General features: G+C 63.4%; 10 protein-coding genes and 1 pseudogene. 2 read left to right on the forward strand and 9 right to left on the reverse strand.

Annotation, left to right across the window (positions count from 1 at the left end; genetic code table 11):
• The first annotated feature begins 73 nt into the window (after nucleotides 1-73).
• Nucleotides 74-853: a hypothetical protein gene (locus BO1_RS60150; protein WP_028217445.1), complete on the forward strand. Its 780-nt coding sequence runs from the start codon at nucleotides 74-76 to the stop codon at nucleotides 851-853.
• Between the two features lie 94 nt (nucleotides 854-947).
• Here BO1_RS60150 and BO1_RS10055 read toward each other — a convergent pair whose 3' ends face one another.
• The 5 genes from BO1_RS10055 to BO1_RS10075 form a co-directional block, all read right to left on the reverse strand.
• Complete coding sequence (locus BO1_RS10055) at nucleotides 948-2,609, reverse strand: Na/Pi cotransporter family protein (protein ID WP_456088864.1); 1,662 nt, start codon at nucleotides 2,607-2,609, stop codon at nucleotides 948-950.
• Between the two features lie 230 nt (nucleotides 2,610-2,839).
• Complete coding sequence (locus BO1_RS10060; RefSeq protein ID WP_028217447.1) at nucleotides 2,840-4,219, reverse strand: glutamate decarboxylase; 1,380 nt, start codon at nucleotides 4,217-4,219, stop codon at nucleotides 2,840-2,842.
• A 99-nt stretch (nucleotides 4,220-4,318) separates the two neighbouring features.
• Nucleotides 4,319-5,962, reverse strand: a complete 1,644-nt coding sequence (locus tag BO1_RS10065) for a bifunctional aspartate transaminase/aspartate 4-decarboxylase (RefSeq protein WP_028217448.1) — start codon at nucleotides 5,960-5,962, stop codon at nucleotides 4,319-4,321.
• A gap of 58 nt (nucleotides 5,963-6,020) precedes the next feature.
• On the reverse strand, nucleotides 6,021-7,712 hold the full coding sequence (aspT, locus tag BO1_RS10070) for an aspartate-alanine antiporter (RefSeq protein ID WP_028217449.1): 1,692 nt from the start codon (nucleotides 7,710-7,712) through the stop codon (nucleotides 6,021-6,023).
• Between the two features lie 636 nt (nucleotides 7,713-8,348).
• A complete protein-coding gene (locus BO1_RS10075) occupies nucleotides 8,349-13,193 on the reverse strand; it encodes an NAD-glutamate dehydrogenase (RefSeq protein WP_028217450.1) in 4,845 nt (1,614 codons plus the stop codon).
• Nucleotides 13,194-13,482: 289 nt separating this feature from the next.
• On the opposite strand from BO1_RS10075, the gene BO1_RS10080 reads away from it, so the two are divergent.
• The gene (locus BO1_RS10080; protein ID WP_167338326.1) at nucleotides 13,483-13,878 is read left to right on the forward strand and encodes a hypothetical protein; all 396 of its coding nucleotides are present in this window, start codon (nucleotides 13,483-13,485) and stop codon (nucleotides 13,876-13,878) included.
• A 55-nt stretch (nucleotides 13,879-13,933) separates the two neighbouring features.
• On the opposite strand, the gene BO1_RS10085 is transcribed toward BO1_RS10080, so the two are convergent.
• The 4 genes and pseudogenes from BO1_RS10085 to BO1_RS56295 form a co-directional block, all read right to left on the reverse strand.
• Nucleotides 13,934-14,929, reverse strand: a complete 996-nt coding sequence (locus BO1_RS10085) for a porin (protein WP_043284378.1) — start codon at nucleotides 14,927-14,929, stop codon at nucleotides 13,934-13,936.
• A gap of 66 nt (nucleotides 14,930-14,995) precedes the next feature.
• Entirely contained in the window at nucleotides 14,996-17,557 is a 2,562-nt protein-coding gene (locus BO1_RS10090; protein ID WP_028217453.1) for a glucose/quinate/shikimate family membrane-bound PQQ-dependent dehydrogenase, read from the reverse strand.
• Between the two features lie 46 nt (nucleotides 17,558-17,603).
• Nucleotides 17,604-17,888, reverse strand: a pseudogene (locus BO1_RS10095) (porin); the annotation flags it as partial.
• 186 nt (nucleotides 17,889-18,074) lie between these two features.
• Nucleotides 18,075-19,871: a hypothetical protein gene (locus tag BO1_RS56295; protein WP_052409417.1), complete on the reverse strand. Its 1,797-nt coding sequence runs from the start codon at nucleotides 19,869-19,871 to the stop codon at nucleotides 18,075-18,077.
• Between the last annotated feature and the right edge of the window lie 52 nt (nucleotides 19,872-19,923).

Here is a 19,923-nt window from a genome sequence, read left to right on the forward strand (position 1 = left end):
GTTCAATCAATCTCGCCGAGATGGCCCTGATTCGCGGCAGTGTCCCAGCTGTGGGACCCGGCTCAATGGGGCCATGAAATTTTGTCCCGAGTGCGGTGCGAAACAGCGCGCCGCGGTGTCTCGTGGCGCGGCAGCAAGCGAAGCGGCCGCGCATCACTCGCTGTCGCCCTACTATGCGTTCGCCAGCGTAGCGGTGTTCGCGCTCGTATTTACCGCGTACGGGATCTCGCGTTACGACCAACGGGAACGGACCCCCGAAGCTCTGGCGATACAGGGGGCCGTGCGCGAGCAGTCGCGTGCGCTTGCGGTTCCGGCGAGCGGCGAAGCTGCGAATGGCACCGCTCAGCCAGTGGTCGCATCCACGCCGGCACATCGTCTATCGCAGGCGCCAATCCACACGGCGCATAGGCATAGCGCCAGGCAATACGCCGCTACCGGAGATGATATTGCCGACGAGGGCACCTACTTGCGTGAAGACAACACCGGTGCGGGCGCCGATGTTGCCGGAAGTGTCGCCCGAGCGCGCGCAAGCCTCGACAGGAACAGCCTATGGCCGGCGCGCAGAGCTGTCATGGTCGCGCTTGCCGCGCAGCCTGGCAACGGGGAAGCGCTGCAGCTGCGGGCCGAGCTGGTTTCGCGAGAACATGAGCGTGACGCCTTGCTCGACTACGCGCGGCAATGCGCACGCGAGGGACGGTGGACATGCGTGTGGGATAACGCAAGTCACGCCCGGAGTGTCGACGTATCGAGCCGCGAGGCGCAGAAGCTGCTTTCCTATGCCGTTGCCAGGCGCGGAGCGGACTCGGGAGGTAGCTTTGACCCAGTCGCCTCCGGTGTAATGATTAATCAGTAATGCTTTAGATATTGATGAGCCAAAGCATATGAAGGGCTTGATGCTTGCAATAAATTGACGGATAAATTCAAGCGTACCGAACCCCGATATTTCCTCACTCGCTGAGCTCAGTTTTCCCCCGCATCTCCCCAACAACCTTGGCTATCCCGCGTGAGAGGCGCGCGATCTGCTTGTATTCCTCGATCATGTCGACAGCCAATTGATAGTCCAGCACCTCCGATTTCTGCGCGAGTTGCAGATCACCCAGGATGACTTGCCGCGCCTGCGCCGCGAGCGTCTTGATCTCGCCCTTCGTCCCGATGCCTTGCGCCCCGACAATCGCACCGGCTTCGCCAATCGTCTCGACGATCGCCGCCAGATTCTGCATCACGACTTCGGCAAAACGTGAGTTCGCGATCTCGTTCAGCCGCGTGAGCTCGATACGCTCGGTCAAGCGCTGCTGGCTCACCGCCATCAAATTGGTGCCGATAATGTCGCTGATGTTCTCGAGATTCGCGACGACCTGGGTAAAACCCACCATCTGCAGCCCTTCCTGTTCCGAGTGCTCAGCCTTCGAGAGCCGTCCGACGTAGTGAAGAATTTCGGCCGAGAGCCGGTCGGCTTCCTTGTCCCGGTCCAGCAACGCGTTGATCTCTTCAATCGATCCGTTCACCACGACGTGTGTACCATCACGGACGATGTCGACCACTTCATTGCCCAAGCGGCTCACCTCCAGGCGAACGCGCTGTAGCCCAAGCGAAGGCACGCCCAACGACGTTTCATCGAGGTAAGCCGGATCGCCAAGCGGCTTCGTTGCCGGCGTCCGCGTACGGACGATCATGCGCGCAAGCCGCGCGATCCACCCCGAGAACCAGATCAGCACCAGCGTGTTTGTCACGCTGAATATCGTGTGAGTGTTGGCAACCTGGCGCGGCGTTTCGGCAGCCAGGCGGGCAACGCCTTGCAACTCGGGGTACGACGGGGAGACGAAGCGCGCCAGTTCGGCCATTTGTGGAATGAAAAAGGCCCAGAAAAGCACACCCAGCACGTTGAATATGAGGTGCACCACGCCCACCTGGATGGCTTCGGCAGACTTGCCTATCGAGGCCAACAGAGCCGTTCCGCAAGTGCCCACGTTCGCGCCCAGAATCAGCGCAATGCCCGCCTCGAGCGGCATCAACCCTTGTGCGCCCAGGGCGATGACGATGGCTAGCGTTGCAGCGGAACTTTGTACGATCGCGGTAAAAGCGGCGCCCACCAGGATGCCCAGCAACGGGTGCTCCATGTTCTGCATGGCATCGATGAATGGCGGGTACGTGCGCAGCGGACGCGTGGCGTCGCCCATGAACTCGATGCCCAGAAACAGGAGCCCGAGCCCCATCACGACTTCGCCGATCCTGCGCACCAGCTCGCGCTTGCCGAACGCGTACATGGCAAAGCCGATCGCCAGCATGAACGGCGTCAGTCTGGAAACGTCGAAGGCGATGATTTGCGCCGTGATCGTCGAGCCGATGTTCGCGCCCATGATCATCGGAACCGACTGGGCCAGGGTCATCAAGCCGGCGGAGACGAATCCGACCATCAATACGGTGGTGATCGTGGACGAATTCAACAGCGCCGTCACCAGCGCGCCGGCCACTACGCCACGGAACCGGTTTGCGGTGAGTACGCCGAGCAGCATCTGGAGCCTCGAGCCGGCAATGGCCTTGAAGCCTCCGGTCATGAATTGCAGCCCGAGCAGGAAAAGCGCCAGCCCGCCGATCAGGACGCCAAACATCTGCACCAGATTCAGGCTGGCCTGGTCGATTGTGGTGGGATCGGGACTCATCGCTGGGCGCCTTGTGCTGACTGTCGAGTCCCCTATTCTCTTGCAAAACGGGAAATTGGCGCGGATGTTGGGCCGGCGCGTTTTGTCGGCATGTTGGCATTTCCGGGGCGCAACAACAAGCCGCTCCTTGCCGGTAAGACCCCGCGGCCAAACCAGGTGGGCCGGCCGCGGGGCCGGGCTCAGCACTTGGCCGACGAGCCTTTCAGATGCGCATGCCCATGCAGCGCCGGCGGCGTTGCGTGGCCGCCGTGCTCCTCGAGGTATCGGCAAGCTTCGATGATGTCGCGTCCGAGATTGCTCGCAACGTTGAGGTTGATGTGAGGACGCACGACAACGCGCAGGCTCCTTACCGCTTCCGCGTCGGGCGGCATCGTATAGGCCGATAGCACCCAGCCCTTCTCGCGCACCTTGTTCGACACGTCGAATTCATTGAAGCGGGTGATTTTCTTGTCCAGCGTGACGGCCACCACCGGAATGCGCTGCGTGTCGTTCATGATGGTGAAATAGCCGCTTTTCACGAGCATTTCGCGCAGCGCGAGCGCGTTGTCGAGCGTGTGCTGCATGACGCGTCTGTAGCCCTCGAATCCAAGGCGCAGGAACTGGTAGTACTGGACAGCCAACTGGAAGCCATTGCGGCTGAAATTCAGCGTCGCCGTGGGCATTTCACCGCCCAGATAGTTCACGTAGAACACCAGGTCCTCGTTGAATACCTTGCGGTCGCGGAAAACGACCCAGCCAAGCCCGGGCGGTGTGAGGCCGTACTTGTGCCCCGAGGCATTGATCGATTGCACCCTCGGCAAGCGGAAGTCCCACTTGTAATCCGGATAGAGGAACGGGTGGATGAAGCCGCCCGACGCGCCGTCGATGTGCATCGGCACCGACATCCCCGTGCGCCGTTCGTAGTCGTCCAGCCACGCATGGATGCCGGCGAAGTCGTCGTCCTCCCCGGTAAAGGTCTGCCCGGCAATGGCGACAACGGCAATCGTATTCTCGTCGACATATTGGTCGAGATCGTCGGCGGTCAGGCGGTACTTGCCGGGCTTGAGCGGGACGATGCGTGGCTCGACATCGAAATAGCGCATGAACTTCTTCCAGACGATCTGCACGTTTCCGCCGGTCACGAGGTTCGGCCGGCTTGCGTCCTTGCCGGCCTTTTCGCGGCGCTGCCGCCAGTTCCACTTGTGCGCGAGGCCCGCAAGCATGCACGCCTCGGACGAACCCACTGTCGCCGTCCCGTACGGCTCCACGTCGCCCGGGCCGTTCCACAGTTTGTGGAGCCAGCGCACCATTCGCGTTTCCATCGCGAACAACTGCGGGTACATGTCGTGATCGATATAGTTCTTGAAGATATTGCGTTTGGCGGTTTCCAGCGCTTCGGGTTCGGCGAAGGTCGTCACAAACGACGACATGTTCAGGACCGGATTGGTGTCCGTCCATTCATCGCTTTCGACCAGCGCGGCCGCAGCCCGCGCAGACATCCCCGTTTTGGGAAACGCGTTTTGCGGCACCTCGAAGTTGAATTCGTCGTACGGGGTAATCTTCCCGATATCTAAGGACATCTGAATACTCCTTTCAGTTTGCGTCCGCGTGGACGGACGCGTCGTGACCACCAGCACTGCCTCAGCCGAAGGAACGGGTCGGGCGAGGCGTCGCCAGGCTTACCGCGAGACGTGCTTGCCTGTCTGCGCGCAGAAGCGCTCCACGTATTCGTGAAGGAGCGTTCGTATCGCCTTGCCAATCGCGCGATAGTCGACCTCATTCAGGTTGGCCAGCGACACGCGTCCGGATGGATGCGGCGTGCCGAAGCCCTGGCCTGGCAGGAGCACGACATGGGCATCTTTGGCAAGGTGGAACAGCAGTTCGGAAGGCTCGGTGTTCTTGAGCAGCCAGTCGACGAACTCGCGGCCGTAGGCGCGTTCACCGAAGTACTCGAGGTCCAGCAGCGTGTAGTAGTCGACTACGTTTGGATCCCCTTCCTTCAATGGAATGCCGATCGTCTCGAAGAGCGCGCGCTTGCGGCTGCGGATCAGGCGCTTGAGTGCATTCTTGTAAGCGTCGGGCGTGTCCATGAGCGAGAACAGCGAGAACAGCACCATCTGCACTTGCTGAGGCGTGGAGAGACCGGCGGTATGGTTCAGTGCGACGGTGCGGCTGTCGGCTACGAGGCGGTCGATGAATTTCAGGTTGTCCGGGTCGGTCGTGATCGACTCGTAGCGCTTGTGCAGCGCCTGCTTCTGCGCTTTCGGCAGTTTCGCGAGCGCAGCGTCGAGCACGTTCTCGCGGTGCGTCGCGATCACGCCCAGGCGCCAGCCCGTCGCGCCGAAGTACTTCGAATACGAGTACACGAGAATCGTATTCTTCGGCGCCAGTGCGAAGAGCGAGACGAAGTTGTCGGCGAACGTGCCGTACACGTCGTCGGTGAGGATGATGAGGTCCGGGCGCTCCTTGACGATCTCGGCAATGTACTCGAGGCTCGCCTCGTCGATTTTCACGGAAGGCGGATTACTCGGGTTCACGAGGAAGAACGCCTTCACCTTCGGGTCGCGCAGCTTGTCGAGTTCCTTCTTCGAGTACTGCCAGTTGTTCTCGACGGTCGCGTTCAGGTGCACGACGTCGAGCTGGTAGTCGTTAAGTTCCGGAATCTCGATGTACGGCGTAAAGATCGGCATGCCAAGCGCGATGGTGTCGCCCGGCTTGATGAAGAAGTTCTCCCGCATCGTGTTGAAAATGTACGCCATGGCCGCCGTGCCACCTTCCACCGCGAACACGTCGAACTCGCCCACGAACGGATGCTTGCCGATCATCTCGCGGCGCAGGTACTGGCCGACGATGATCTCGGAGAGCTTGAGCATGCGGTCCGGCACCGGATAGTTGCAAGCGAGGATGCCTTCACACATCTCATAGAGGAAATCGCCAGCCGAAAGGCCCAACTGGTCGCGCACGTATGACACCGCGCCGGCCAGGAAGTCGATGCCGGGCTGCCCCTTGCTCTCGCGCACGAACAGGTCGAAGCGCTCGACGATCCCTTCGCGCTGCGGGAAGCCGCCCACGCCTTCAGGCATATACGCGAACGAGCGCTCCGATTCGCGCATGGCGAACAGGCCGAGCTGCCAGAAGCCGTGGCGCGGAATCGTGGCCAGGAAGTTGGGGTTGCCGCGGCCAGCGTTGAGCATCGGCAGATTTGCCGCGGGCCGCGCGGTCGCCCCGCCACCGGCAGCCTTGATCAGTTCGTCCTTGAGTTCGAACGGGCTCAGAGCGGCCAGCTTTTTCGCCTGTGTTGCGTTGTCGTTTCCTGAATTCATCTACTTGCTCCGATTGATTAGTTAGCGAAACATCCGATATGTCCAACACGTCCAACCATCAGCTCAGGATCATCACGAGCACCATTCCCCAAATCGTCAGGAGCGTATTACCGACCGCGTAGGTCACCGTATAGCCGAGTCCGGGCACCTGACTGCGTGCCGCGTCGCAGATCATTCCCAGTGCGGCCGTTGTGGTTCGTGCGCCCGCGCATACGCCGAGCAGGATTGCGGGGTGGAACTTGAACACATACTTCGCGATGAACATGCCGATGATCAAGGGAACCGCCGTAGCGAAAATCCCCCAGAGAAACAGGCTGATGCCGAGTTGCTGCAAGCCGGCGACGAATCCCGGGCCTGCCGTGATGCCAACCACGGCGATGAAGACGTTCAGGCCCACGGAGTTCATGAACCAGACGGTAGGTTCGGGAATACGTCCGAAGGTAGGATGGATCGCCCGCAGCCAGCCGAACACGATCCCGGCAATGAGCGCGCCGCCCGCCGTGGAGAGCGTGAGCGGAATGCCGTGCACGTTGATCACGATTGCGCCAATCAAGGCGCCTACCGTGATGGCGAGGCTCACGAAGGCAACGTCGGCCACCGTGGTGGAACGGTCGAGAACGCCTAGCGCCCTGGCGGCCGCGGTGGTGTCCTGCGTCCTGCCCACGATCGTGATGGTGTCGCCGCGTTCGAGCTTCGTATTGGGTAATACCGGGATCTGCGTTTCGGTCGGCCCCCGCTTGATCTTCTTGAGGTAGATGCCGCGTGCGCCGGGCAGGTTCGCCAACTCCTGCAGCGTCTTGCCGGCCACCGCCTTGCTGGTCACGTAGACATCCACGCCTTCCGTGGTGACCGCGAGCAGATCGGCGTCTTCGACTTCGTCGCCGCGCGAACCGAGTCTCGCCACGAGCTGATCGCGAGGGCCAGCGACCGCCACGATATCGCCTGCTTGCAAGACGAAGTCCAGCGTGGCTTCCGTGACGGCGCCCGCGCGTCTGACGCGCTCGATGAAGAGCCGCACGCCCGCGGGCTCGGCGGCTTCCACCTGGCTGATCGTCTGGCCGATGAACGGGCTGTCGGCGGCGATGCGATAGGCGCGCAGCTGGTAGTCATGCCATTCGCGGCCTTCCTGCGCGCCGGCGCCCTTGCCGCCGAGGGTGGCTTCATATTCCTTGCATGCCGCGGGCAGGTCAATGCCGAGCAGCCGTGGTCCGAGCGTTGCGAGAATGATGGCCGAGCCGATCGTGCCGAAGATATAGGTGACCGCATAGGCGGTAGGCATGGCGTCGAGCAGCGCCTTGGCCTGATCCGCCGGCAGATGGAGCCGGTTGATCGCATCCGTTGCGAGCCCCATCGAGGCCGAAATGGTTTGCGAACCGGCGAACAAGCCTGCGGCGGAGCCCAGGTCGTAGCCGGCGAACTTCGCAGCGACGATGGGCGCCGCGAGACACAGCAGACACTGCACGACCGCGAACAAGGCTTGCGGCAAGCCATCTTTCGCGATGCCGCGCACGAATTGCGGCCCCACCCCATAGCCGACGGCAAACAGGAACATCAGAAAGAACACCGACTTAACGTTGGCCGACACCGTAATGCCGAGCTGGCCGATTGCGATTGCCGCGAGAAGCGTGGCCGTAACGGCCCCGAGACTGAAGCCCTTGAAGCTTTTGCCGCCCACCCAGTAACCGATGCCGAGTGAAAGAAAAATGGCGATCTCGGGGTAATGCCGAAGTGTGTCTGTCAGCCACGACATAATGGTTCCTTTTCATGGTCATGCCGAACGGCGCGAATCGCATGTGCAAGCGCGGCTTTCGTGCCATCCTGTCTGGAGCGCCAGCATCGCATGGCACCCCCAATGGCGACCTACGTTTTTGTCAAACCATCGCGTAATTCATTTAACGCTTTGACGAAGCTCTATTCCTTGTGCAAATCGCTCGAATTACGGTTGAACGAAATAGCGCGTCATGTTGATGCAGAGACTTTTCCAAAACTTGAAAAGTCATTTGTATCAAGCAGAGAAGTGAATGGAGATTCCAGTCAACGCGAAATATCGTGGGCTGTGCGGGTGATGGTGTGGTCAACTCGCCGGTGGACGGCGAGTCGTGCAGAGTGCACAAAATATGAGCAAGCGTCTTGCTTGCTCATCAGCCGGATCGTGACTTCAGAGGATATATCTGCAAGAAAGACTACGATTCCACGCCGTCGGCGCCATATTGCCAAATGAAAGCGTTTATGCATTATTGAAAGTATTTATACATAAATCGGCATACGGATTAAGCCCATTCACCCCGCTCAAACCGTATTTTCTATTGACGCGGCCTATGCCCACGCTTCGAGCAGCACGGGAACCGCATAGGCATTCAGCGGCTCCCGTATGACGCCCTACGCCTCAAGGCCGCTCCAGCGCCGCCATCGCCCTCACGATCACCAGCAGCACCGAAAGGCTCACGCCGCTCGTCGCGCGAAACTCGGCGAGCAGGCGTCCATAGCGCTCGAGCGCAGCCTCGTGCTGCTCGCACCAGGCATCCACGAGCGCTTGCGCATCCTCCGTGTCGGGGGCCTGCGCGAGTGCGTTGGTCGTGAGCGCACGCTTGAGGCGCGCGACCTCCGCAAGCGCCGCCGCGCGCGCCATCGTGTCCCAATGCGTGGGTGTCGGCAGCGCCGCCGCGCGCTCGCCGATCCAGCCGTAATTCAGGCGCGTGTCCAGCGCGAAATACGCTGCCGCCACGTGCTCGAGCGGACGATCGCAGGCGGCCGCCACATCGGCAATATCAAGCAGTGCGATGGAAGTCTCGCCACTCGCCACGCGCACGGCCAACGCGCTTTCCACGCCGGCGTTCACGAGCTCGGCCTGACGCGCCGACAACGCTTCGAGATCGGCGGCGGGCAGCAACGCCGGCAATTGTGGCGCGAGCCGCTGTGCCGCGTCGCGGCAACGCGCGAGCAGCGTGCCGCCGTCGTCCACGGCGCCCGACTGCAAATGCCGCAGGAACCAGAGCGCCGCGCGTTCGAGCAGTCGCGCGACGTCGACGAACATGCGCGCCTGCACGTCGTCGGGCACGCGGTTGTCGAGCGCGTCGATGTCGCGCCACACGTCGTTCAGGTCGAACACGTCGCGCGCCATGATGCAGGCGCGCACGATATCGCCGGGTTGCGCGTCCGTTTCCTCCATCAGGCGATGCACGAACGCGCAGCCCACCCGGTTCACGAGCGCGTTCGTCAGATGCGTCGCAAGGATCTCGCGGCGCAGCGGATGGCGCTGCATCGGTTCGCTGAAGCGCTGCTGCAGCGGCTTCGGAAAGTAGTCGATCAGCAAATGTGCGACGAGCGGGTCTTCCGGCACGTCCGATTCGAGCAACGCATCGTAGAGCCACATCTTGCTGTAGGCGAGCAGCACGGCGCGCTCCGGCGACGTGAGGCCGAGCTTCTCGCTCTGGCGCTCCGTGATTTCCTCGTCGGTCGGCAGGAATTCGATCGCGCGGTTCAGACGGCCCGCGCGTTCGAGCCAGCGCATGAACCGCGTCTCCGCGTCGAGCAGTTCCGCGCTGTAGCGGCCCGCGATCGAGAGCGCCTGGGTCTGGTAGTAGTTGTCGCTCAGCACGAGCAGCCCGACTTCGTCCGTCATGTCGGCGAGCAGCATGTTGCGCTGCTTCATCGTCATCTCGCCATCGGCCACCACGAGGCCCAGCAGGATCTTGATGTTGACTTCGTGATCCGAGCAGTCGACGCCCGCGGAATTGTCGATGGCGTCGGTATTGATGCGTCCGCCGCGCTGCGCGAACTCGATACGGCCGAACTGCGTGACGCCCAGGTTGCCGCCCTCGCCCACCACCTTGCAGCGCAGGTCCGCACCATTGACGCGCACGGCGTCGTTCGCCTTGTCGCCAACCTGCGCATTGGTCTCGTGCACGGCTTTCACATAGGTGCCGATGCCGCCGTTGTAAAGCAGATCGACCGGCGCGAGCAAGATCGCGCGGATCAATTCGTTGGGCGTGAGCGCGGCCGCATCGATGCCGAGCGCACTCTGCACAGCGGGCGAAAGCGGGATCGTCTTTACGGTGCGCGGGAACACGCCGCCACCCGCCGAGATGGCCGCGGGGTCGTAGTCGGCCCAGCTCGAGCGTTCGAGCGTGAAGAGCCGGCTGCGTTCCGCGAAGCTCGTCGCTGGGTCGGGGTTGGGATCGAGAAAGATATGCCGATGATCGAACGCCGCCACGAGCTTGATATGCGGCGAAAGCAGCATGCCGTTGCCGAACACGTCGCCCGACATGTCGCCGACGCCGACCACGGTGAAATCGGTCGCCTGCGTGTCGACGCCCATTTCGCGGAAGTGCCGCTTGACCGATTCCCAGGCGCCGCGCGCGGTAATCGCCATCTTCTTGTGGTCGTAGCCCACCGAGCCGCCCGAGGCAAAGGCATCGTCGAGCCAGAAGCCATACTCGCTCGAGATCGCGTTCGCGTAGTCGGAGAAGGTGGCCGTGCCCTTGTCCGCCGCCACCACCAGATACGGGTCGTCGGGGTCGTGGCGCACCACGTCGGGGGGCGGCACGATCGCGTTGTTCACGAGGTTGTCGGTGAGGTCGAGCAGGCCGCGCAGGAAGGTCTGATAGCACGCGATGCCTTCGCGCATCCACGTTTCGCGATCGGTGGGCGGCGGCGGATTCTTCACCACGAAGCCGCCCTTCGAGCCCACCGGCACGATCACCACGTTCTTCACCATCTGCGCCTTCATGAGGCCGAGCACTTCGGTGCGGAAATCCTCGCGCCGGTCGGACCAGCGCAGGCCGCCGCGCGCGACGCGTCCGCCGCGCAGGTGCACGCCTTCCACGCGCGGCGAGTAGACCCAGATCTCGAACATCGGCTTGGGCTCGGGCAGCCCCGGCACTTTCGCCGGATTGAACTTGAACGACAGCGACGGGAGCAAAGCGCCATCCGCATCGCGCCGGAAATAGTTCGTCCGCTGCGTCGCGTTGATCACCCCGAGGAACTGCCGGAGAATGCGGTCTTCGTCGAGATTGGGCACCTGGTCGAGCGCGCTTTCGATAGCCTTGAGCGCGCGCTCCGTGCGCGCCTCGCGCCCCTCGCCCAGATCGCCCACGGCCGGGTCGAAGCGGATCAGAAACAGCTCGACGAACTGGCGCGCGATGGCGGGGTTGCCGGTCAGGGCGCGTTCGATATAAGCGTCGCTGAACGTCGAGCCCACCTGGCGCAGGTACTTCGCGTACGCGCGCAGGATGGTGACTTCGCGCGCGCTCAGATACGCGCGCAGCACGAGACGGTTGAAGTCGTCGTTTTCGATGCGCGCGCTCCACACGGCTTCGAATGCGTCTTCGAACAGGTCCTTCACGCGTTCGATGTCGAACTCCGCGTCGTCGGCGAGTTCGAGCCCGAAATCGTGCACCCAGGCGCTCTCGCAGCCCGGCGCCTCGATGACGTACGGCCGCTCTTCGTCCACGCGCACGCCGAGATGCTCGAGCATCGGCAGGCTGCGCGACAAGGCAATGGCCTCGCCCGTGCAATACACCTTGAAGCGGAACGCGCGCGGCCCGGCTTCAATGGGCCGGTACAGATTCATCGCGATGCGCCGCGTGCCCTGCACGCGCTCGATGAGCTCGATGTCGCGCACCGCCGTGCGCGCCGGATAATCGTCGCGATAGCCCGCGGGAAACGAGTCGGCGTAGCGATGCAGGAGCCGCGTGCCCTGCTCTTCGCCGAACGCGTCGAGCAAGGCATCGGCGAGATCGTCCTGCCAGCGCCGCGTGACCTGCACGAGCCTCGCCTCCAGCTCGCGCGTATCGACGTCGGGCATCTCGCCAGATTTCGCATGGACAACGAAATGAATACGGGCGAGGGCCGACTCGGATAGCAGTGGCGTGAATTCCACCGACTGGCCGTTGAAGGCCTCCATGAGCAGGCTTGCAATGCGGCGGCGCAGATCCGTGTTGTACTTGTCGCGCGAAACGTATACGAGGCAGGACACGAAGCGCCCAAAGCGGTCGCGCCGCACGAACAGGCGCGTGCGCTGATGCTCCTGCAACCGCAATACGCCCATTGCGACATCGAAGAGCTCGTCTTCGTCGGCCTGGAAGAGCTCGTCGCGCGGCCAGGTTTCGAGCACGGTCACGAGCGACTTGCCGAGGTGCCCCTTGGGCAGGAAGCCCGCGCGCAGCACGATGTTCGCGCACTTGCGGCGCACGATGGGGATCTCGGAGCTCGAGACCATATAGGCCGTGGAGGTGTAGAGGCCAACGAAGCGCCGCTCGCCGCACACTTTGCCGTCCGGCCCCACGAGCTTCACGCCCACGTAGTCGAGGTAGCCGGGGCGGTGCACGGTCGCGCGCGAGTTCGCCTTGGTCAGGAAGATGGGCCACGCGCCGGTGATGATCTCGGTCGCGGCGCTCGGCAGCGGCGTGATGTCGGGCGCGCCGGGCGCGCGCAGCGACTCGCGCAGGATGCCAAGGCCCGAGCCTTCCACGCCGCGCAGCGCGAACCCGTCGCCGTGCTCGACGAGCGCGTAATCGCGCTGGCCAAGGAACGTGAAATGGTCGGCCACCATCCACTCGAGGAACGCGCGTGATTCGACGTCTTCCGCGCTGCTCTCGCGCGCCTTCATGGTCTTGATCGTGCCGCGCGCCACCTCGACGATCTTCGGCCAGTCTTCGACCGCCGCGCGCACGTCGCCCAGCACCTTCGCGATAGCGGCACGCAACTCCTCGAGTTTTGCTGCATCGCCGCAGCGGTCGACTTCGAAATGAATGAATGAGGCGAGTTGCGACTGCCCGTCATCGGCGCCCACCCCGCCCACGTCCGTGCGCACGATGGTGCCGTCCTGGCCGCGCCAGAGCCGGAACACCGGGTGCATGACCGAATGCAGCGCGAGCCCGAGCTTGTTGACGGCCATCGAGACCGAATCGACGAGAAACGGCATGTCGTCGTTGACGATCTCGATCACGGTGTGGTCCGAATGCCAGCCGTGCTGCTCGAGGATCGGGTTGTAGACCCGCATGCGCTCGGCGCCCGGGACGAAGCGCTGCGCCGTCTGCCAGTGCGCCATGGCGGCGCCGTAGAGATCGGCGATGCTGCGGCTGCGCAAGTCCTCTGCATCGACGAAGTCGTAGTAATGCCGCAGAAAGGGTTCGACGATCTGGAAGGTGGGTTCGGGTAATCGCGCACGCGCGAATTCCACGACGTCGGAAAGCAGATGGGTGACGAATTCCTCGTTTCTCACTTGCATGGCGGACTCCAGGAAGGACGGCCATGGACTGCATCGGCGGGAGGTTCATTATGCACCGGCGAGGTGACAGAAAGGGGCTGCATGTACACGTTGCCGGGCCGCTGCGTGGCACGGTTTCCCGCACCGCAGCATTTTCATCGCCGCACTTGCGGCTCTTTCATCGTCCCCGTCTTTTGCGAATTTCCGGGGTCGAATCATGGTTGCGCGGATAAGACAATTTGCGGTCCGAATTGTCTTCACTTCTCTCGATTGATTCGTATGCTGCGGCGGTAAAGTCGAATCTGCCGGGATGCCGAGCACAGGCTTCCCGGCTCTTTGGAGAGAGACGGTGGATTCGGTTAGCAATGCGATGAAAGTGACGCGGCGTGCGACGACGGTGTGTGTGGCGCTATGGGTTTGCGTGCTCGCTCAAGCGCAGGAAGTGGGCACAGCGGGCACCGCGCTAAGCGGCGCATTTTTTTACAGCGCGAGCCTCGCGGCCAAGGCCGCGCACAACGTTCTCGACAGCGCCAGGATCGACAACATCGCCGTCCCCCAGCTCGATTCCGCCGGGAGAGCACCGCCGACACGTGTGATGCCTTTCTTCGACGGCGGCTATGGGCACAGACGGCCCGCGATCGGGCTCAATTTCTCGTTCGATCTGGGCGAGGCAAACAGCAGCCCGCCAGTTTCGTTACACACATAGATGGGGTGGGCACAATGGTCCGGCACTCGCCACGCAAGTCCGCCAGGTCCGGCGCCTAAAACCGGTCGATCATTCCGAGCTGCACACCCCGCACCGTCGCCCCCGGCCATGATGGCGGAAGACCCGTGACGTTCACGCCGCGCAGGGTCATTTCGCCTTGCCCGCGGTTGCGCAGCCACCCTGCGCTCGCATACAGCAGGACGCGTGCGGAGAGGTCGTACTCGCAGGCCGCGCTGAACTGGTCGGCGTTGTTGTCGCCGCCGGAACGGTCGCGCATATACGTGTAACCCAGCGAGGCCCGAAAGCGCGCGCTCACCGCATAACGCGCCGAGACCGAGACGCCGTCGTTGTGATAGCGCGGCGTGCCGCCGTCGCCGTTGAAGAACGAGAGAAAGCCCGTGATCGTGCCGTATACGTATGAAACGCCGCCGAGATTCGCGCGCAGCGCGCCATCGCCGTGCGTCTGCTGATGCGCGTACGAAATGCGGAACGGGCCGCTGGCATACACAAAGGTTTCGATGTTGCCTGCGATGCCGTTGCCGTCCGCATCGCTCGCGTCGCGCAGCGCGGTCATCAGCGTCGTCGAAAAGCCATGGAATTCGGGCGACAGGTAAGTGATCGCGTTGCTTTCGTACGGCGTGATCTTCGAGAGATTGTCGAGCCCCGAAGCGATGGTGCCCGCGCCGAACGCGTCGAGCCCGCCCTTGAACGGGATGTAGATGGGCGAGTATTGTCGGCCCACGCGCAGCGTGCCGTAAGGCGTGCCCACGCCAACCCACGCCTGGCGGTTGAAGATCGTATTGCTCACGGCGTAGGTGCCGTCGTTCGAGCCGAAACCGTTCTCCAGGTCGAACAGAATCTTCACGCCGTTGCCGAGGTCTTCGGCGCCGAGCAAGCCCATGCGCGAACCGCGATACGCGCCCGAGTCCATGCGCGCGACGTAGCCCGCGCCCGGGTTGGTGAATTCGATGCTCGTGTCGAGCGCGCCGTAAAGCGTGACCGCGCTTTGCGCATGCGCGCTCATGGCGTGCGCCGCCAGCGCGAGGAACATGGCGAGCGTGACCAGTGCGCCTCGCGGCGCACTCGGTCCACATGAGCGGGTACAAAACCGCACGCGTTACTGCGGCAACGCGTAGGCGATCACGTAGTCGCCGAGCTTCGTACCGAACGAGCCATGCCCGCCCGCGGCGATCACGACGTACTGCCGGCCGTCGACCGAATAGGTCATCGGGGTGGCCTGGCCGCCTGCGGGCAGACGGGCGCGCCAGATTTCCTTGCCGGTATTCACGTCGAACGCGCGGATATAGTTGTCGGCCGTCGCGCCAATGAACGCCACGCCGCCGGACGTCACGATCGGGCCGCCCAGCATCGGCATGCCCATCTTGAACGGCAGCGGAATCGGCGAGCTGTCGTGCACCGTGCCAATGCGCTTCTTCCACACGATCTCATTGGTCTTCAGGTCGATCGCGGCCATGTAGCCCCATGCCGGCTGCTTGCAAGGCAGCCCGAACGGCGAGAGGAACGGGTTGAGCGTGACGCCATAGGGCACGCCGTATTGCGGCTGGATGCCCGACTCCGTGCCGCTGCCCTTGGCGCCCGGCTCCGGCTCGATCGGGTTGCCCGGGCCGCGCGGGATCAGCCGCGAGACGAACGGCAGCGCGATCGGATTGGCGATGGCGATTTGCCGGTCCGTGTCGATGGCAATGCCGCCCCACTCGAACATGCCGAGGTTGCCCGGGAACACGAGCGTGCCTTGCAGCGAAGGCGGCGTGAACGTGCCTTCGTAGCGCAGCTTGTGGAACATCACGCGGCACACGAGCTGGTCGTACATCGTGGCGCCCCACATGTCGGCATCGGTGAGCAGATTCTTCGGGCGGAACGTGAGCTCGGAGAACGGCTGCGTCGGCGAGACGTGGTCGCCGGGCGCCGCGCCCTGCGGCACCGGCATTTCGGGCGCTGGCACGACGAGCGCGCCGGTGCGGCGGTCCAGCACGAACAGGTTGCCCGTCTTCGCGGGACCGTACACGACCGGCACGGTGTTGCCGTCCTTGTCGGTGATGTCGGCGAGCGTCGGCTGCGAGGGCATGTCCATGTCCCACAGGTCATGGTGCGCGGTCTGGTAGAACCAGGCGAGCTTGCCAGTGGACGCATGCAGCGCCAGGATGCCGCTCGCGTAGCGCTCCATGAGCGGCGTGCGGTCGCCGCCCCAGATGTCCGGTGTCTTCACGCCCATCGGCAGATAAACGATGTCGAGCTTCGCGTCGTAGGCGCCGGGCGCCCACGAGTTCGGGGAATTCCACGTGTAGTGCTCGCCCGGGCCCGGGATCTTGTTCGGATCCTCCGCGCCCGTATCGAACACCCAGAGCAGCTTGCCCGTGCGCACGTCGAAGCCGCGGATCACGCCGGAGGGCTCGCGCGTCGAGAAGTTGTCCTCGACCGCGCCCGCCACGATGATCACCGTGTTCGTGACGACCGGCGGCGAGGTGGGCTCGTACATGCCCGGCGTGGTAACGGGCATGGCGTGCTGGAGGTCGAGATCGCCGTTGTTGCCGAAGCCCGCGCAGCGCTCGCCGGTGATCGCGTCGAGCGCGTAGAGGTGGCCGTCGTTCACCGGCAGCAGGATGCGGCGCGTGCAGGCGCCGTTCGCCGATGTCGCGGCCGGCGCCGCCGAGGTGGCATCGCTCGCGGGCGCTGCGGCCTGCGTGGACGATGCGGCGGTGTCGCTGGCAGGCGCTGAGGCTTGCGTAGAGGACGCAGCCGCGGTATCCGATGCGGCAGCGCTCACATCCGAGGCTGCACCGGCAACATCGCTTGCGGCCGCAACGGGTTCCGCCGACACCTCATTGGCCGAGAGATCGACATACGACACGCCGCGGCAAGTCACGTGCTGAAACGACGGATCGGCCTGCAGCTTCGGATCGAACTTCCACTTGAGCTCGCCCGTCTGCGCGTCGAGCGCGAAGAGCTTCTGGTGCGGCGAGCACAGATAGAGCAAATTGCCGATCTTCAGCGGCGTGACTTCATTGGTGATCTCGACCGGATCGTTCGGGCCTTTCGTGTCGCCGGTGCGGAAGGTCCATGCGACCTGCAGGTTCTTCACGTTTTCCGGCGTGATCTGCTGCAGCGGCGAATAGCGCGTGCCTTCCTGCGTTCGGCCGTAGGCGGGCCAGTCGGCGGGATCGATACCGTCGGGGTTCGCAGCAGGCGTCGTGCCCGCCGACGCGCCGAATGTGCCGTTCACCGTTTGCGGATCGTGGTAGCACGCGTAGACCAGCACGCCCGCCCAGATCACGAGCGCGCCAAGGAGCGCGCTCACGCCAAGCGTCTTCGCGCCCTGCAGCCGCCAGCTCACGAGCAGCAGCAGCCACACACCGAAGACAACCAGCACGCCAGAGCGCGGCGCGAGCGCCCAGAAGTCGGGCCCCGACTCCCAGAGCGACCAGATCGCCGTGCCGACCAGCACGAGCGCATAGAGCACGAGCGCGCTGGGACTGCGCCGGTACAGTTGCAACGTCACGACGAGCAGCACGACGCCGGTCACGACGTAGTACGCGGAGCCGCCGAGCGAGAGCAGCCATGCGCCGCCTATCAGCAGATAAAGCGCGGTGAGCGCGGTGAATACCAGCGTGATGCCGCCGATGAATCCTGTCGATGTCGACGATGCCGATTGTCTGGACATGATGATCTCAACCTTCGTGTGAGGACGCTGCTTTCATCACCGGGAATCAGAACACGTGCATCATGCCGATGTACGCTCCGGTCTGCGACTCGCCGGCCATCGGGCTCGAGGGCGAGCTCGAATCGCGCGGCGTGGCGAACACCGAGAAGGTGCCGGCCTTGCTGTTGTTCACGTAGGCCACCGTGCTGTAGAGAAACGTGCGCGCGCTCAGGTTGTAGGTGGTGCCGAGCGCATACAGCATGGCGTGGCTCGACGGATCGTGCGCGGCGTCGCCACTGGCCACGGGGCGATTCATCCAGTACCGCTGGGCATGCTCCACGCGGCCGCCAGGCAGGTACGCATCGTTCGATGCGTACCTGCCTGGGTAGACTGCGTCTGAAAAATATAGCGCGTCATCGAGAATGGTGCTTTTCCGGTGCCTCCCAGGGCGTTGCCATGACGTCGGAACCTCGCCGGCGCGCATTCGCGCTGCGTATGCACCTCATTGATGCTTTCGCTGTCTTCCCTCACGGAAGCTTCATGGCACTGAGCGTAATTCGGTGCGATCGGCGCCCATGGTTCGGCCGCTGAATGCCACTGCTGCTTTCCTGGGCGCAGCATCACTTTCAGGCTGATTGGATCGCCATGAAGGAATGCCAAGTTCACGCCGCTTCAGGTTAGCCGACTTGGTGCAGCATCCCACCCGTTTCGCCACTTGCGCATCGGACAGGGTTCCGAGCAAGGCGATGGCATCGTCCGTCCACGTGTGCTGCGCACGGGCGATGCGAAGCTCCTGGCGCTTCTTGTGAACGGCCGTATTCGACACGCCGATCCGGGCCGCCACCTCTGCGTCGGTTATCTTGCCGAGCAAAGCGATTTCCGCGGCGCTCCACTCACGGGGCCCGCGCGTGGACGGGATGCCAAGCGCGCACCTTTTCACGCGCACGACGTATTCCGATCTACCCAGTCTTCGCGCAGCTGCGGCATCGGACAGGGTGCCGAGCAAGGCAATATCCTTTTCGCGCCAGGTGTCACGCGGCGGCGCTGGAGCGATTCGCAGGCTGCGCCGTTTCTGCGTGACGGTATACGCGCTCAATCCAATCTGCCTGGCCAGATCCTCGTCGGGTAATGTGCCAAGCAAGGCAAGCTGGCCCGGGGTCCACTTGTGACAGCCCGCATTGCCCTGTGCGCGTGCCGATGCAATACCAAGCTCGTGCCGCTTCAGGTTGACCGCCTTCGTCGTCACGCCTAGGCGTCTGGCCACTTCCGCATCGGAAACCACGCCCAGCAGTGCGATCTCCCCAGCGGTCCATGTGTGTTGTACGCGTGTCGATGGAATGCCCAGCGCCCAGCGCTTTTTCTGTACCGTGGTAAGGGTGACGCCCAAGCGCTTTGCCATGTTCGCATCGGGCACGGTCCCAAGCATGGCTATCGCCTCGTCTGTCCATGCGCAGCGCTTCAGGGTCTCTTCGACGCCTGATCCGTATCGCCGCGCGCGTATGCCCGGAGACAGACAGGGAACGCCTTTCGAGGGTGTCGCGAGTTGCTCGACAACCTGATCGAAGCGCCTCATGGGCTGCGCATTGACCACAAGCCCCTGCCTGGTGCGTTTGCTATGTGAAGGAATCCCTAGCTCATGCCGCTTCTTCCAGACAGCGAAGGGCGTGACGCCGATTTGCTGCGCAATGGCTGTGTCCGGCTTCGTGCCCAGCAGGGTAATGTGTTCGTCTGTCCACTGAGCTTTCAGGTAGCCCTGCTTGAGCGCCGAAGGGATCCTGCGCACCTTGCGCGCCTTGAAAACGGTCAGGAGACAGACGCCAAGTCGTTGCGCGACTTCGACGTCGGGCATGGTGCCAAGCAGTGCGACTGCATCCGTTGTCCAGTCGTGACCGTGGCGCCTTTCACCGCGAATGGACGAGATACGCAGCTTGCGGCGCTTTGCCGTGACAGTCGACTGCGGTATGCCGAAGCGCTCCGCAATTTCACGGTCGCGATACTTGCCAAGCATGGCGAGAATCTCCGCGCTCCATTCGTGATGGACACAGGTGCGCACCGATGGAATACCGAGTTCGAGCCGCTTGCGGTTGACGGTCGCTGCGTTCGAACCAATGCGCCGTGCAACTTCGATATCGGGCATCGTGCCGAGCAGTGCAAGCTCGCTCTTTGTCCATGCGCGGGGCTGCTTCCCCCTGGATTTGACGCCCCTGCCTGAGGTGCTTCGCCGTTCGTATGCGCCTGCCCTGGCGTTGCCAGCTCGGCGCGTCATCCTCTCACGGTCCGTCGCCGATGCGGCGTGGTCGATTTGTGAAATCGTATGTTCGAACCGCTGGTTCATTTGACCTCGGCGCCGTGGTCTGAGACATCGCCAAGGCGCGCCGCCTCACGTC

The organism is Paraburkholderia oxyphila NBRC 105797, assembly GCF_000685075.1.
In the GTDB taxonomy this organism is placed as follows: Bacteria; Pseudomonadota; Gammaproteobacteria; order Burkholderiales; family Burkholderiaceae; genus Paraburkholderia; species Paraburkholderia oxyphila.

What these genes read in the sequence shown, in the direction of transcription:
- BO1_RS60150 (WP_028217445.1), top strand. Translation starts at nt 74, where the DNA reads ATGAAATTTTGTCCCGAGTGCGGTGCGAAACAGCGCGCCGCGGTGTCT.
- BO1_RS10055 (WP_456088864.1), bottom strand. Translation starts at nt 2,609, where the DNA reads ATGTTTGGCGTCCTGATCGGCGGGCTGGCGCTTTTCCTGCTCGGGCTG.
- BO1_RS10060 (WP_028217447.1), bottom strand. Translation starts at nt 4,219, where the DNA reads ATGTCCTTAGATATCGGGAAGATTACCCCGTACGACGAATTCAACTTC.
- BO1_RS10065 (WP_028217448.1), bottom strand. Translation starts at nt 5,962, where the DNA reads ATGAATTCAGGAAACGACAACGCAACACAGGCGAAAAAGCTGGCCGCT.
- aspT (WP_028217449.1), bottom strand. Translation starts at nt 7,712, where the DNA reads ATGTCGTGGCTGACAGACACACTTCGGCATTACCCCGAGATCGCCATT.
- BO1_RS10075 (WP_028217450.1), bottom strand. Translation starts at nt 13,193, where the DNA reads ATGCAAGTGAGAAACGAGGAATTCGTCACCCATCTGCTTTCCGACGTC.
- BO1_RS10080 (WP_167338326.1), top strand. Translation starts at nt 13,483, where the DNA reads ATGCCGAGCACAGGCTTCCCGGCTCTTTGGAGAGAGACGGTGGATTCG.
- BO1_RS10085 (WP_043284378.1), bottom strand. Translation starts at nt 14,929, where the DNA reads ATGTTCCTCGCGCTGGCGGCGCACGCCATGAGCGCGCATGCGCAAAGC.
- BO1_RS10090 (WP_028217453.1), bottom strand. Translation starts at nt 17,557, where the DNA reads ATGTCCAGACAATCGGCATCGTCGACATCGACAGGATTCATCGGCGGC.
- BO1_RS56295 (WP_052409417.1), bottom strand. Translation starts at nt 19,871, where the DNA reads ATGAACCAGCGGTTCGAACATACGATTTCACAAATCGACCACGCCGCA.